Source organism: Paenibacillus sp. 01L418 (assembly GCF_056400045.1).
This window is the reverse complement of the sequence record NZ_JBFTSN010000044.1, coordinates 14,122-29,995: the sequence shown is the minus strand read 5'-3', so window position 1 is coordinate 29,995 and position 15,874 is coordinate 14,122. Positions and strand designations below refer to the sequence as shown.

10 protein-coding genes are annotated in these 15,874 nt (G+C 44.8%); 2 read left to right on the top strand and 8 right to left on the bottom strand.

Annotated elements, in window-relative coordinates; translation table 11 throughout:
• From AC1DSE_RS09030 to AC1DSE_RS09005, 6 genes are all read right to left on the bottom strand, one after another.
• On the bottom strand, positions 1-1,459 hold a 1,459-nt coding region (locus AC1DSE_RS09030; protein ID WP_477527602.1), incomplete at its 3' end, for a response regulator.
• Between the two features lie 197 nt (positions 1,460-1,656).
• Positions 1,657-2,367 carry an ABC transporter permease gene (locus tag AC1DSE_RS09025; protein ID WP_477512405.1) on the bottom strand — a complete coding sequence of 237 codons (711 nt, stop codon included), beginning with the start codon at positions 2,365-2,367 and terminating at the stop codon, positions 1,657-1,659.
• Positions 2,364-3,212: an ABC transporter ATP-binding protein gene (locus tag AC1DSE_RS09020; protein ID WP_477512406.1), complete on the bottom strand. Its 849-nt coding sequence runs from the start codon at positions 3,210-3,212 to the stop codon at positions 2,364-2,366. The genes AC1DSE_RS09025 and AC1DSE_RS09020 overlap by 4 nt, the downstream gene beginning before the upstream one ends.
• A 173-nt stretch (positions 3,213-3,385) precedes the next feature.
• Positions 3,386-4,483: a LytTR family transcriptional regulator DNA-binding domain-containing protein gene (locus tag AC1DSE_RS09015; protein ID WP_477512407.1), complete on the bottom strand. Its 1,098-nt coding sequence runs from the start codon at positions 4,481-4,483 to the stop codon at positions 3,386-3,388.
• A 215-nt stretch (positions 4,484-4,698) separates the two neighbouring features.
• The gene (locus AC1DSE_RS09010; protein WP_477512408.1) at positions 4,699-6,054 is read right to left on the bottom strand and encodes a sensor histidine kinase; all 1,356 of its coding nucleotides are present in this window, start codon (positions 6,052-6,054) and stop codon (positions 4,699-4,701) included.
• Position 6,055: 1 nt separating this feature from the next.
• Positions 6,056-6,772 carry a response regulator transcription factor gene (locus AC1DSE_RS09005; RefSeq protein ID WP_339206184.1) on the bottom strand — a complete coding sequence of 239 codons (717 nt, stop codon included), beginning with the start codon at positions 6,770-6,772 and terminating at the stop codon, positions 6,056-6,058.
• A 155-nt stretch (positions 6,773-6,927) separates the two neighbouring features.
• Here AC1DSE_RS09005 and AC1DSE_RS09000 point away from each other — a divergent pair, with 155 nt between their 5' ends.
• Both AC1DSE_RS09000 and AC1DSE_RS08995 read left to right on the top strand, forming a co-directional pair.
• The gene (locus AC1DSE_RS09000) at positions 6,928-7,590 is read left to right on the top strand and encodes a hypothetical protein (protein WP_477512409.1); all 663 of its coding nucleotides are present in this window, start codon (positions 6,928-6,930) and stop codon (positions 7,588-7,590) included.
• Between the two features lie 153 nt (positions 7,591-7,743).
• Complete coding sequence (locus AC1DSE_RS08995; protein WP_477512410.1) at positions 7,744-9,510, top strand: sulfatase family protein; 1,767 nt, start codon at positions 7,744-7,746, stop codon at positions 9,508-9,510.
• A 9-nt stretch (positions 9,511-9,519) separates the two neighbouring features.
• On the opposite strand, the gene AC1DSE_RS08990 is transcribed toward AC1DSE_RS08995, so the two are convergent.
• Both AC1DSE_RS08990 and AC1DSE_RS08985 read right to left on the bottom strand, forming a co-directional pair.
• The gene (locus AC1DSE_RS08990; protein WP_430055984.1) at positions 9,520-10,173 is read right to left on the bottom strand and encodes a response regulator transcription factor; all 654 of its coding nucleotides are present in this window, start codon (positions 10,171-10,173) and stop codon (positions 9,520-9,522) included.
• Positions 10,170-15,251 carry an AAA family ATPase gene (locus AC1DSE_RS08985; RefSeq protein ID WP_477512411.1) on the bottom strand — a complete coding sequence of 1,694 codons (5,082 nt, stop codon included), beginning with the start codon at positions 15,249-15,251 and terminating at the stop codon, positions 10,170-10,172. The genes AC1DSE_RS08990 and AC1DSE_RS08985 overlap by 4 nt, the downstream gene beginning before the upstream one ends.
• Positions 15,252-15,874: the final 623 nt, after the last annotated feature.

Below are 15,874 nucleotides of genomic sequence, written 5' to 3'. Positions count from 1 at the left end.
CCCTTACACCGGTCAAATACTCAATAAACGTCTCTCCTGTATGYTGTTTGAACACGAGACTGAAGTAGCTTGAGCTCATGAGCACATGACGGCATAAGTCCTGCAACGACATCTTTTCATTCGCGTAATTTGTATCGATATACTCCACCGCGCGATGAATTTGCATGTTGGTCAAATAATTACGGTTATCCGCTATAGTAGAAATAACGGAGCTTACCATGTCCTTTAGCCAAATCTCAACCTCATCCAGCGTCTTGAATTTGAACACGTTCATCAGCTTCATTTGCTGCTCAAACGGCGATTCCTGCTCTCGAACGGCTAGCTCCTGTACAGAGTTCATCAGCGAGAGAACAACCTTTTGCATTTGCAGCATACAGGCTTCTACTGGAACAAGAGAGGTTTTCAGCTCCGCTACCCCTTGTTCAATCAATTGGTAGGCTTCTTGAATGGCGCCTGTCTTAACAGCAGCAGCCAGCTTGCGGTCGAGGTCATGGCTCAGCGGCATGTATCCGGAAGGTTTTCCTTCAATATCAATAATGCTTAGCACTCTATTTTTACCTAGCAGAAAACGATAGTCCAGCACCGACAACGCACTCTTGTAAGATAACGGCAGCTGTTCAGCAAGCGTACATGTTCGTCCGATTCCTATCGTCACTGTAAACTTCAAATATTTCTCAATATGATAGCGGACCTCCTCAGCAAGCGAAAATCCTTGTTCATACAGGAGGCTTTCACTGTCATGTCCAAAAATGATGGCAACCATCCGCTCCTCACGGGTTCGGAATGTCAGCACATGCTCTCGGTCCAGCGTTTCATTAAAAATATCATAAGCAGCGAATCGCAAAAATTCGACATCATGCTCATAGGAGGACAGTTCTCGGTCGCCAAAATCGTCGATATCTACGACCATGACCAAATATAGCGGTGATATCGGCGGCAGGTTGAAATAAGCAAAACGTTCTGCGATTTCCCCTTTTCCTAAACCAACCGCAACTAAACGCTCTAGAAATCGCTCTTTAAGCAGCGGAAGACTGTGCTCCAGCTGGTTGTTTAGCCTGCCCAGATCTTCACGACGCTGCTTCTCTTCATCCATCTCTGCTTTAATTCGATCCAGGAGCTGACGTATCTCTTGCGCTGTAATCGGTTTCAGAATGAAATCAGAAATTTTAAGCCGAATCGCCTGCTGCGCATACTCAAATTCGTCATAGCCTGTTAATATAATCATTTTTATATACGGGAATTGAGCGGAAATTAAACCAGCCAGCTCTAATCCGTCCATAAACGGCATACTGATGTCTGAAATAACGAGCTCCGGCCTATCCAATTCTACGGCATCCCACGCTTCTCGACCGTTAGCGTAATCACCAATCAATTCGAAGCCATGTTCATTCCAATTGATTGTATTTTTCAATCCGATTCGGACAACCGCTTCATCATCGACAATAATTACTTTATACATCGAAGCCTCTCCAGTCTGTAAATGCCAATATACGAGCAGTAACAATATACTCCAATTATGCATGAGAATACACAAGCTTACAATTCTTTGATTCAGGAAAATGTCGAAAAACCCGGCCGCAAGCGGTTCGGGTTCTCTTGGCTTAAGCGGCAGCAAAATCATGCTGCTCCTTCCACCATTTCATATACTACTTTGCTTTATTCATCCACCATACGTTTCTTGTATACGTACAAGCAGACAGCATACATCGCAATAATCCAAACAAAAATGATAGCTAAATGGGACAATACGTCTACCAGCCCCGCACCAGCCTCCACTTGTTTTGCTAATTCAATCAGCTGCAGGTTCGGCATGAACTTGGCAACGGTCAGGATTGGATACTGATCCATCAACGGTGTAATCAATGACCCAAAAGCAAAAATGACAAATGCCGGCATGATCGCAACGGAGGCTTCCATCACCGATTTGGTTAACAAACCGATGAACGTGCCTAAGCCCAAGTAAAAAACGGAAGATAAAAATATTGCGATGATAATGACCAATAGGTTTTTCGGATGATAATCGGTAAGCAAAGCAGACAAAATAATTATAACCGTGCTCGCAATAAAGCTTAGCAAGCTTTTGCCGCAAAAAATCTCGAAAATACTCGCCGGTGACAGCATAAGTCCGCGCAGTGTGTTTTTTTCTTTCTCTTCGGCGACTAAAGAAGACTGCACATAAGTAGCTACTAAAATTAAGGCCATATTGATGATCAAATAATGTACATCAATGGTATTCCCACCAACGCGCCCAAAAAAAGCAGCAAGGACTAAAGGAAGGATCAATGTCGTGGTTATATACATGTTTCGAGATACGTCTTTATAGTCTTTTTGCAAAATGGCCCTTACTCGTTTCATTGAAAATGTCATGATAGTTTCCTCCCAGTCACTTCTACAAAAATATCGCCTAATGTCGGAAAATTGGATTGAATGGATGCTACTTGGTTTTTGCTCATATAGTCAAATACCTTCTGCGCCCCATCAGACCCCTTTGGTACAATAACCGTTGACCCATCAGTTAGCTCCACTGTAATGGTTGCATCACTATGCTGCTCACGCAGCTTCTTTGGTTCATCGAGCAATTGAATCGTTCCATTGTTTAGGAAAGCAACGCGGTCGCATAAAGTTTCGGCTTCGTTCATATCATGCGTCGTTAAAAAAATGGTTGTGCCCTTGGCTTTCAATTGTAACAAGCCTTCATAAATATGCTTCGTATTCACAGGGTCAAGCGCTGATGTGGGCTCATCCAGGAACAAGAGCTCTGGTTCATGCAGAAAAGCCCGAGCGAGAATGACCCGTTGAAGCATGCCCTTGGATAATTTAGATACCATCTTCTTGCTCTCTTGCTCCAAATTCACCATCTGCAGCACGACATGAATCCGGCCTTCGGGCACATCGTATAAGTCACAAAAAAACTTCAAATTATCGTAAACAGACAAGCGAGCATACAAAGACGTATTGTCGGTAATGATCCCAATTTTTTTGCGATACTTCTCTTCTCGCAATTTACTCGTGGGTACTCCAAATACATAGGCACTCCCCGAGGTCGGCTTCGACTGCGCTGTTAATATTTTGATGGTTGTTGTTTTGCCCGATCCGCTTGGTCCTAGAAATCCGAAAATCTCACCCTTCCTTACGTTAAAGGAAACGTCCTTTAACGCCCTGGAATTCGAAAATGATTTCTCTAATGAAGTCACTTCAATTATATTTTGCATGCCGCTCTCAACCTCCGTTGTTTTATCCGATCTACCTTCATCTTAGGTGAGAGGAGGGAGAGGCGCATTATAATCGCATTGAATGGAGCATACAAAGGGGTGAATGATGCTTATTTCGGGCTGAATAGCGCAATAATCACGTGGTTTGGAGCAGCGGTTTCGGTGAATGGAGCTTATTTAAGCCCGATCATTTCCTTTAACTCAGCCATTTTTGTTTTTGACAGCGGTACGTTAGTCTTTAAATGATCATCAAGCACCAAGCTATAGCTATTGCGAGTGAAGGTGATGACTTCTCTTACCTTTTGCAAATTAACGATGTAAGAACGATGGCAACGAAAGAAACCATACGTCTGCAGTCTTTCTTCCAGCTCATTAATTTTGAAGGATGTTGGATACATCTCCCCTTTAATATAGAGATTCGTTTGTCCTTCACTGCTTTCGATATAATCAATTTCCGGAGGATTAAACAATATAATTTTGTCATTCATTCTTGTCGGAATTTTCTCGAATCTGACGTGCTGAACGATAGGCTCATCATCTTCAAGGTCCTCATCACTTTCTGCATGTGAAGGCATAAGTTCTTCCTTTTTATCCGCATCTTCTGGAGATATTGATTTTGGTTCTTCTTCTGTATCTTGAACATCAAAAGCTTTGAGTCCCTTCTCATCCAGTCGATAGACCCGGCTCGTCACACTAAGCGCTGTTTCCATATTCCCCGTGAGCACGAGAATCGCTTTGCCGCTCTCCCCGAGTCTATGCACCATCTTATGAAAAACAAGCTTCGTTTCGAGGTCGACATTCTGATCCGGCTCCTCAAAAATGTAAAGAGCAGGATTTTGAAATAATAAGCGTGCAAACTGAACCCGCCTTTTCTCTGACAGGCTCAGCTTCGTTAGGCGCTTATTGGCTTTCAGATCGAGCTTGACGATGCGGACAGCTTCATCGATGGATAGGCTTGAACCGTATAGCTGTTTAAAGAAACTAAAGTTTTCTTTGACCGTCAGCCGTTCATAAGAGCCTTCTTCCAGCAGCAGAAGACCTATCTGACTAAGAAAACCCTTCCTGTTATTTGCAAATGACAGCTCATTCACTTTAATTTCCCCACTGGAAATCGGCAGTTTTCCTGTCAGCATCGCCAATAACGTATTTCGGACATTCATGCTCGAATAAAGCGCGACCACTTCATGACGTGCAATTTCGATATGAAAGGCAGGAAATACGAGTACGTTTTCGGTATATCTCTCTAACTCATTAATGGTAAGAACCGACACATGATCACCTAGCTTATCTATAGTTTAAAAGCCATATTTTTCATTTAACTTGTTTATTATACATGACCTAATCACTGCAATGAATTTAAAAAATCCACAACCAGGTGAGGTTGTGGATTGCGTTTAACGATTTAAATGAAAATATGCTACCCGCTTCTCCTTGTAAAATTTTCAGCAGCTTCGAATGTTTAATATCGAGCATGGCTTACTCTTACTCATGCGGCTATTGGAAATCCAAGAGAAAATATAGCACCGCCGCCCTTGCGGTTGTCGGCAGTAATGAGGCCCCCGCATCGTTCCACAATCGCTCGCGATATAGCTAGGCCGAGGCCAGACTCCCCGTCCTTGCCTTTCACAAAACGATGAAATAAATAAGGAAGCAGCTCATCCGGAATGCCGCCGCCATCATCGGACACCGATATTTCTATCCGGCCTTTCTTAGCCGAAGCATGAATATAAATATTTTTGTCCGCATGTCGAATCGCGTTTGTCACAACATTAAGCATCGCCTGAAGAAGCTTGTCTTGGTCTGCTCGTACAATCAGCTGTTCATGCTCATCATAGCTTGGATGCAGAGTAATTCCTTTTTTGACGAGCATAGGGTTTACACGTTCAATCGTCTCAGCGAGCAAATCCTTTAAACACACCCACGAGGGCTGATAAATATCCTCCTCGCTGTCCAGCTTCGCTAACAACGTCATTTCGGTCACCAGATTTTTTAGCCTGTCACTTTCGCTTAAAATAATGTCCAAGCCTTTATAAACACCTTCACCTTCAAACACTCCGTCTCTAATGCCTTCCGCATAACCCGCAATGGACATTAAAGGTGATTTCAGCTCATGTGAAGCATTTTGGAAAAACTGCTTTTGCGCACGGTTAAAGCGATTAAGCTCGTCAGCCATTTCAAAAACGACCTGTGCAACAGAACCAAGCTCCCCCCCTGCCTTTACGCGTTTCACCTTGGAAAACTGGCGGCTCTTCACCTTTGTCAATTCTTCCTTTAATTTCATGAGCGGCTTGATTAGCTTCCTCGTGATCAAATGGCTGAGCACCAGCATGAGCATTCCGCCCAAACCGAATACAAGAAGCAGACGTTTCAGCAGCGCCTGTTCAATTTCTTTGATTTTGCTGACCGGTGTAAAGAGCGTCAAGGTACCCTGCGGAATGGCGTTCACTTCAACAAGAAACCCTTTATCCGTACCATCTACTACATTACCAACGCTCGTAATGGCTGCTGTCTCCGTGCTCGATGCTTTACCCGCCTGCAAGGTTTGCATCGGCAATACCTCTTGCATAATATTTCCTTGGGCATCCGTCACGACGGCTTCAATGGATGGGTTAATTGACAATGCACTGGCAGAAAGTGTCACCCGGCTATCGATTGCTGCTTGGCTCAACGTCTCCGTCTTCATCATAGTAGCGGACAGCGATGCGCTTGCCATCTTCAATTCTTCCTTCTGCGCAACCATAAAGTGATCTAATAACACATAGTGAATTAAGAGCGCTGTGATCGATAGCACAAGCACAAGCGCGATGCCAAATGCGAGATTAATTTGATGAACGAGCTTCATATTAATACACACCCCGATCCGTTCTCATTCGATAGCCATGACCCCATACCGACTCTATAGGTAAATGTTCTATTTTTTTTCGTATTCGTTTAATAAGATGATCGACTGCACGATCGCTGCCGAAATAATCGTCGCCCCAGACGAGTGTGAGCAGATCAGCTCTAGCAAAAGCACGATTCGGCTGCTCAATAAACACCTTGAGCATCGTGAATTCCTTGCTCGTCATGTCGACTTCCTCGCCTTGCCAGAATACACGTCTTTCCTCCAGCATCAATTGAAGTTCACCAAGCTCCAGCCGTGACAATGGCGTTGCAGCATTCGCCGTGTTTTCTTCGGCTTGGTTAATTTTATACCAGCGTTGGAGCTGCCGCTTTATGCGTGCCATCAGCTCCCGAGGACTAAATGGCTTAACTAAATAATCGTCGCTCCCAAGCTCTAAGCCTAATATTTTATCAACCTCTGTATCTTTGGCTGAAATCATAATAATGGGCACTTCTGCCTCATTCCGAATTCGCCTGCATAGCTCATAGCCATCCATTCCCGGCAGCATAATATCGAGCACCCACAGATCCGGAGGATTGGTTTGCCACAGCTCCCATGCGTCCTCTGCATTTTCCAAACCGATTGTCTGGTAATTTTCCTTCTGCAAATAAATCTCGACTAAATTACGTATATGAAAGTCATCATCCACAACGGCGATGCGATAATTGCTGTTCACCTTCACTAACCCCCTGAGCATTTCTTCTATAAGTATACCAAGCCCACAATCGCAATGGGGTCGTGCCATCGTTTTTCCACAAATACACCAATGTTCTGACACAGCCTTCTTGTAGAGTAAGACGAGTAAGACAAACCCATTAGGAGCGTGAAACCATGAACCATAAGTTGATTATTTCCAGAGTTGTCCTTTCATCTGCTTTATTAATGTCCGCTGTTGCAGGCCCTGCCATCTCGAATGCAGCGTCTAAAGCGCCAGCACCTGAAAAATTCTCAATGCTGCAAAACGTAACAGCAAGTACTTCCATCTCCGCAGATGCAACGACTGGTGTAGCTGTGGTCAACAGCTTTACTAATCCGCTCGACTTAGCCAAAAAGTATGCACCTGACACACTAGCGGACTGGCAGGATACATTAGACCAATATGAGAAAACGATCGGCAGCACGATGAAGAACCTCATTTCATCTGTTGAAGCAATACCAGCAATTTCAGCTGGCAAGGAAACGATTTCGATTTCTAAATCGGAGAATGTCGGAACTTTATCAATGAGCACTTCTGCAGTGAAAATCTCAGATTCCACTAAACTAAATATTGCACCAGCTGATGTCGTACAGCTTGATAAGAATACAGGTACGGCAGTTCAAATGACTGAAGCGACTATTAGCGAAGCCGACAGCGCTGACATGGCGTTTATTAGAGCAGAGATTAAGCTGGCGCAAGCGGTTCAAGCTGAAGATGCTGCTGCTATTAAGCAATCACTGAGCGAGCTTCTTGTACAATACAAACAGCAAATCGCTGAATGGAAAGCAGAAAAGTAAAACCTATAAAAAAGGAAACAAGCTCACCTCCTTCATGAGGTGAGTTTGTTTCTTTTTCGCATATGCTTACGCATCTAACGGTAGAAAATTACTGTTTCTAAGCTTTACAGCATAATTTAAAGTGAAGTCTTTAGCCAAGGATGTGTGTATGCCATGAAACGTAATCAGCAAGCTTTACGAAAGCTCGATAAGCCTAATTTTCTTGTCATCCTGGTGGATGAGGAACGTTATCCCCCTGTATATGAGAACGCCGAAATAAAAAAATGGCGCAAAAAAAATCTAATCGCACAGGAGCTGTTGAAAGAAAACTCTATGGAGTTCCATAGGCACTACATCGGGAGCTCCGCATGCTGCCCAAGCCGGGCAACCTTATTTACCGGACATTACCCATCGCTCCACGGCGTCAGCCAAACGGTTGGAATCGCCAAAGAGTCTTTCGATTCCGATGTGCATTGGCTGGATAAAAACACCGTTCCTACGATGGGCGACTATTTCCGCGAAGCCGGCTATCAGACGCACTACAAAGGGAAATGGCATATAACCAATGCAGATATTATCGTGCCTGGCACCCACAACAGCATTCCAAGCTTTGATCCTTTGACAGGCGTACCTGACAGAGAGCGAACCGACTTATATTACCAAGCTAATCGCTTAGATGACTTCGGCTTCTCTGACTGGATTGGTCCGGAGCCAAATGGAAAAAATCCGCGTAATTCCGCCTCCTCTGCAGGTTTTGGAATAAGCGGACGCGATGTGGTTTATGGTGAGGAAACCGTGATGCTGCTTGAAAACCTTGATCGTCAAAAAAGCAATGATAAAAATGCCAAGCCATGGTTAGTCATTGCTTCCTTCGTTAACCCGCACGATATTGTTTTGTACGGTGCGCTCACCGCGCATCTGCCCGCCTTCCGTTTCGAAGTGGAGCCTACGGTACCATCCGTTTCCCCGCCACCAACGATGAACGAATCGCTGCTTACGAAACCACGCTGCCAAGCAAGCTATCGCGATACTTACCCTAAGGCACTGCAGCCGATTATCGACAATCCATTTTACCGTCAGCTTTATTACCAGCTGCAAAAAAATGCCGATCAGCAAATGTTAAAAGTATACGAGGCGCTTGCTCGCTCATCATTTTATGACAATACGATCGTTATTTTCACCTCAGACCATGGAGATTTGCTCGGATCTCACGGAAATCTTCATCAGAAATGGTACTGTGCCTATGAAGAGTTTCTGCATGTGCCATTCCTTATTCATAATAAACATCTTTTTCCGCATAATAAAAATGTGGATACCCTTACAAGCCATGTTGATTTGCTACCTACTATGCTTGGACTTGCGAATGTGGACATCCATACCATTCAATGCTGCTTGCAAAAGAGATTCAGCGAAGCCCGCCCTTTTGTTGGGCGCGACCTCACTCCTATCATTTTGGAACAAAAACCGGCGGTAACCGGCGATAGTCCTGTATATTTCATGACCGATGACGACGTGACACGCGGCCAGCACCAAGTAAATCCACTCGGGGAAGCCTATGCATCCGTTGTTCAGCCTAATCATATTGAGTCTGTCCTCATGACGATCATTACCGATGGCAAGAAACAATTGTGGAAATACTCCCGTTACTATGACAACGTGCAATTTTGGAGCCAACCAGGCGTACAAGATGTAACCTTTTTGCAAGCTGATGCTGCGAAAGGTGAACAGTACCCGCTGTGGGCGACACAAGTGAAAACGGAGCCGGCTCCTGAGGAATTTGAGCTGTACAACTTAACCGAAGATCCTCTAGAAAATCGCAATCTTGCGAATCCAGCCTATGCCACGCAGCATACGAAAGAAATTGAAACATGGATGATGGAGCTGCTGAATGAGCAGCGCATGCAAAAACGTCTTGTCCCAGCGGATACGGGCATCACTTAATGCCATGAATCAAATCAAGCCTTGCAGGCGAATAATCGCCTGTGCGCGATCAACAACTTCCAGTTTGCTATAGAGATTGCTGATGTAGTTGCGTGCTGTACCTTCGGCTATGAACAACGCATCAGCAATTTCTCGATTGTTCAGTCCGCGTATAATAAGCTGTGCCAACTTTTTCTCGCGATCTGTCAGCTGGATGTGGCGCTGGCTCGGATTTTGCCATTGCTCGTGATCTTCTGTAAACCTGTTCATCCTCTCAGCCAGTTTGGCTGCAACCGCGGCTGGAAGAATAAACTGCCCGGATATCGTATCACGAATCGCGGCAATCATTTTATCGATGTCCATATCCTTCAGCATATAGCCGCTTGCCCCATGCGCCATGCCCTCTACAATATAATCCGCGTCTATGAATGTCGTTAAAAACAAAATAAAAATGTTGGGCGAGCTCTGCTTTATTCGTTTTAAAGCGGTGATTCCATCCATAATCGGCATTTGAATGTCCAGCAGCATAAGGTGTGGCTGAAGCGTCTCTGCCATTTCACACGCCTCTTCCCCATTTTTAGCTACGCCAACGATCTCGAAATCATCTTCTAAGTCCAGTATGGTTCGAAGTCCTTCCCGTGTCAGCATCTGATCATCGGCAATTACAATCGTTATCTTATTCATTCCCTCTCTCCATTCAATCGTATCTTGTAGGGCAAATCGATCTTTAACAGACAGCCTTGATTTGGCCATGATTCAATAGAGAGGCTTCCGCCCAGCTGTTCCACTCGCTCTTTCATCGCCTTTAACCCAAATCCGAGCGCAATCTCAGGGGCTCCAATTCCGCAATCCTCAAGCCTGAACTGCAAATAGGTGCCGACGGTTTGCAAACTAAAGCGGAATTCCTTGCTCCCCCCATGCCGGATGCCATTGGTTAAGCCTTCTTGGAGCGCATGATAGATCGCCTTCTTATGCGCTGTCGACAGCTTCGGCAAAGGCTGAATCACTGCATGAACTTCTACTTCCATATTGCGCTCTGTATCTTGAATGAGCCGATTCAGCATTTGTCCGAGGTCAGCGAACTTGTCCTCCTTCAACATATGGACAGAGCCGCGGATCTCATTCAAGCTATGCCTTGCTAGATCCTGCGCTTCTTTCAACCGCTGCATGCCACCCTCCATGTCCTTGTGCAGCAGACGCTTTCCAGCTTCAATCTGAAGGATCGTCGAGGTAAGTGAATGACCGACAATATCATGAATATCATGGGCAATGCGGCTCCGTTCCTCATAAACAGAAGCTTCGGCAAGCGCAGCAGACGTCTCTTGCATCGATCTCTCAAGACTGCGAGTCCGCTCGACGACTTGTGCCTCTAAGTTGTTTTTAAGATATTGTATCCCCGAATAAAGCTTAGCGTTTTCTATGGAAATGGCGCACTGGGAGCCGAGCAGCTTCAGAACATCAAGCCGCTGCGGTGTGAAGACGCTCGTCGATAGCTTATTCTCCATATAAAGCAAGCAAATCAGCTTATTCTGATGCATGATAGGCAGACATAAAACCGACTTTAATCCATTATTTTTAACATACGGATTTCGGACGAACATCCCTTCATGGGCTGCATCATGCAGGACAACTTCCTCTTTCGTTCGTGCTGCATAGCCAATAATAGCCGCTGAGGCGATTTCCGATTCCTCCGCAAGGGGCACGGTTTCAATGTGAAGCTCCTCTGCTGTTCCATACGCCTCAACAACCCAATTGTCTTCGTGACCAAAAATAAGCACGCCATATTCCGCGCCAGCATTATGAAGCATGATACGCATCAGCGTATCGAGCAAACGATTCATTTCCATTTCGCCCGATAATGCTTGCGCGGACATGACTGCTGAGAGATAATCCACACTTTCAAGGCCCGACTCCCGTCTGATGTGGAGCAGATGCCCATATTTTTGTTCCAGATCAGCCGCTTTCGCAGCCGCCCCCCATTCAATATAAGCTTCATACGCTTCCGTCATATAGATTTTCGCGAGCTGCTGCCTGCCTTGACGAAGGGCAAATTTTGCAAGGCATTCCGCTGCTATTGCAAGATCATGTATATATCCATAAGCACGCGCTGCCTCAATCGACTGCTCAAACAGCTCCTCCGCTTGACGGCTCTTTCGTGTAATCCGCGCCATTTCAGCTTTAATGAGCAAATATTTATGCTTATAGTTTTCTGGACAACGCGAAGTGAGCACTTTCATTCTTTTCATATGCTTCTTAATAGTTGTCAAAAATTCTTTTTGCTCCTGTACGGAAACATCCTCATAAAGCTGTGCCAGCACTAACGATTCATAGAAATATTGTACGGTGCTCTCATAGTTATCATTACGCAAAGAAATAATTGCGGCTGCTCTCTTCAAAGCTTCATTTGCTTCCTGATACTGACCAAAAAAATAGCCAGGCAAATAATGAAGCGTGCAAACCAGCTCTTGAATCGTATTAAATTGATCTCCGTGCACCGATCCGGCAAAATCCTCGCTAAAGATATCTGTTTCCATAAATGGATCATTCGGCGCGCGATATCCCGTTAAACGGACAAGGAGATTAGCAAGCAAAACGGCTTGCTTCCAATGAAGCGTATTATTATGGCGCAAAAAATCGCCTGAATGCGCAATTAACCGGTTATAAATATCACTAAGCGGATGACCATATTGCAGCAGAGTTGCACAATTAATTAATACACTTTGATTGCTGTGCCACAGATCTCCCGATTCCAGTCCAACTTTCCCAGCATGCTCGGAAAAGGTCTTCAGCATCATCGGATCAAATTTGCGCCAGCTGTCGTAACAAAGGGTGAATGAAGTAAGTGTCTTAACATGCARTATAGGGTACGGCTTCGATAATTCACAGGCGAGCATCCCCCATTCGAATGCCTCTTTATAATGCCGAAACTGAAAATTCAGGAACATGGCATAACCGACAAAACCGATTGAAGACTCCGGGGCCATGCCGTAATCCAGTGTCATTTCGACCATGGTAAACGTAGTAGCAAGCCAGCCTTTTTGATTTACAAAAAAACTGGCATTACTCGTATAGACCATCGCGGTCATAGCAGCTTTCCGTACTTCATCTGTCATTGGCGGTAGTTGCTGCAGCGATGCTATCGAATGTTTCTTAATTTTGCTTCTGAGCTTTAACCACTGCACAGTCAATTCGAATGTGTTTGGCTCAAAACGAGGGTGAATATCCAATAGCTCCAACGTTTGACGGCCCAAAGAAAGGACCTCGTCGTAATTGTCATTCGTTGCCTCTAATTGAATTTTCATGGTCCAAACGAGCGCTTTATCTAAATTAGTTTCCGCTTTGCTGATCAACAAATTAAATAAATCATGTGCTTTCGCAAAATGACCGCATAAATATTCCGCCTCGGCGCGTTCTCTGAATATTCGGAAGGCAAGCGAGTAGCTATTTTTCCAACATTCCTCTTCGATAAGGGCAGCAGCATGACGCAAATAGCCTAGTGATGTCTCATATGCGGTCGATTGTTTCGCTTTCAAGGCCGCCTTTAAGTTCAGCTCGGCGAGTTCCAGCTTCTGCTCTAGACGTTCTATTTGTTTCCATGCCTGATTGAAATGATTGACGGCTTCGAATACATTTGCATCTTCAGTGAATGCTACACGGTCCGCAAGCAGCGATCCGATTCTCCAATGCAATGCGGGAAGCTCATCCTCGGATACAAGATGATAGGCAGCCTGCTGAATGCGATCATGCTGAAATTGATAAATTTTTCCGTTTCCGAGCTTAACTGGCTGCAATAATTGTTCACGCTCGGCTTTCTCCAGCACTTCTTCAAGCTCCTGCAAGGGTAGATTCGTAATGGGAACAAGCATATCTACATCAAAGCTGGTGCCAAGAACAGCTGCCCGCCCAAGCACATAAACCATCTGATCCGGGAAAAGCTTCATCTTATCCGATATATAATCAGCCGTATTGGCCGGAACGTTCCTTTCAGCAATTAGCTGCAAATCCCACTGCCAGCGCCTGCTCGGTTCATCAAACATAACTTGCTCATCATCAACCAAATCCTGAATAAATTGCTTTAGAAAAAAAGGATTGCCTTCCGTCTTATGGAGCAATACAGCAGCCAGCTCATCGGTTTCAGCAGCTTCGCAGCCCATGGTGTCGCTTAGAAGGCTGGTTAAATCAGCGGCTTCCAAAGCCTCCAGATGAATACGGCTGTTCTTTGTGTTGTGCTCTTCAAAATGATTCTCCAAACGGCTCAGCGGATGCAGCGGCGTAATTTCTCCATCCCGATAAGCCAAGATGACGAGTAAATGATTGATGTCCCTATCCTCTAGAAGATAAGCAAGATATTGAAGCGATTCTTCATCCGCCCATTGAAGATCATCAAAGAACAAAACCAACGGGCAGTCCCGGTGAAGGAATAGATGAATAAAACGGCTCAAAATAAGGTGAAAACGGCGCTGTGCTTCCACTGGCGGCAATGAAAGTACCGCTGGCTGCTCTCCAATCAGCAGCTCCAGCTTTGGAACCAATTCAATCAACAGCTGTCCATACCCATTTAAGGCATCTATAATGCGCAGCTTCCAAACCTCTGCCTGCAGCTTGCTCTCCATGAGCATCAGGCTAACCAATTCATCAATGGCTTGAATCCATACGTCGTAGGGTTTTGCCGCTTGTTGCGGATTGAATTTGCCCGTAACAAAATAAACTTCAAGCGGCATCGATTTTCTAAGCGTTTCATTCACAAAGGACGTTTTCCCTATTCCTCCGTTGCCACTAACCCAGATAACCTCCGCAGCGCTTAACGACGCTCGCTGCAGTGCATCTTGCAAGCATTGCTGCTCTGAGCGTCTGCCGTAATACTGGCTTGAAGTCCTCCAAAGATCGGAAATATCACGGCTTGCCAGTGCAAAAGCTTCTACTTCTCCAGATAACTGGAATTGATGCAGACATTCCTCCAAGTCCGACTTCAACCCGAATGCACTGATATACCTCGCATCAGGCATCTTCTCCATACACTTGCTTACAATAGCAGATACCATCTCGGGTATAGAGGGATACCTCTTATGCAGAGGTTCAGGCGTGCTGGCAATATGCCGATATATAACATCCATTACATCTTGTGATTCAAAAGGAAGGCTTCCCGACATCCATTCGTATAAGGTGACGCCGAGCGAATAGAAATCTGAGCGGTAATCGGGGATCATTCCCGTTCTGCCCGTCTGTTCTGGAGAGATATAGGACAAAATGAAGTCAGGCCTGCCTGTTGTTAATGGAAGCGGACTCTTGTTAAGTTCAGTTGAACACATTCGAATATCAATAAGCTTCACTTCATAGGTATCGGGATTAGCGATGAGATGAAAGGGGGTTATTTCATTGAGTATTATTTTTTCACGATGTATTTGCATCAGGCTATCTGCTGCCGATACTGCGATGGCCAGCAACGCTTCATGCATAAAAGGGTTATCGCGCATGCGCAATACTCGATCTAGCGTACTGCCTCCGATATCCTGCAAAATCAGAACAGGTCTGTCTGCTAACATTTCCAGACTGTATGCTTCTAACGTTCCTCGTCCGCCGAGCTTAACGAGCAACTCATACTCATGCTGAAATGCAGCAACCACGTTTGGTCCTGGATAGATGTCACATGTGGTTTTGGCGATAACCGTAATGTTATCCGCTTGGCGAATCATTCTATATAGGTTTATATCATCATAACTGCCTATTTCATCGATCATTTGATAACCTGATATCTCAATCAAGAAGTCGCACTCCCCAGTTGCTAGATATGGAAAGAATTCATTATTTAAATATAGATAGGGCGTGTCTGAAAACCCGTTCAGTGGCACCTTTCACCGCCTTTTCGCCCCCTGCTTCGTTCCGTTTGCTTGACGTACCCCGGTACGCCTTCACAAACGCGCCTTGCATGGAACGAAAATTCGGCAAAATTTGCTGTCCTCAGAGTTCTCAGACACGCCCTAATCAATTAAAGGAAGCCCAGAAGAAATTTAACTTCATTATAGCATTGGCTCTTCTACTATGAATACCGCGTTCGTGCTTGGAATAAAAAAACAGACCATCCGATGGAAAGTCTGCTCGTTACATTCACTTAAACATCCGTTTTCGATGATTGCTCCCAATTTTATACCAATATTTAGTATGTTCATCCTTGAACAGTCGAATGCCTACCAATCGGAAAGGTGTCCAAATCTCYCGAAACATGATATACTCAGCCATTGTTTTCACCTCAAAAATAATTCTTATTATCTATTTACCTTTAGCATTTCTATCATTTACATGATACTAATTACCTATAAACAGTATAATCCAAATTATCCCTTTTATATAGTGAGAGTTGTCATTTTCTTGTCATATGACAACAATC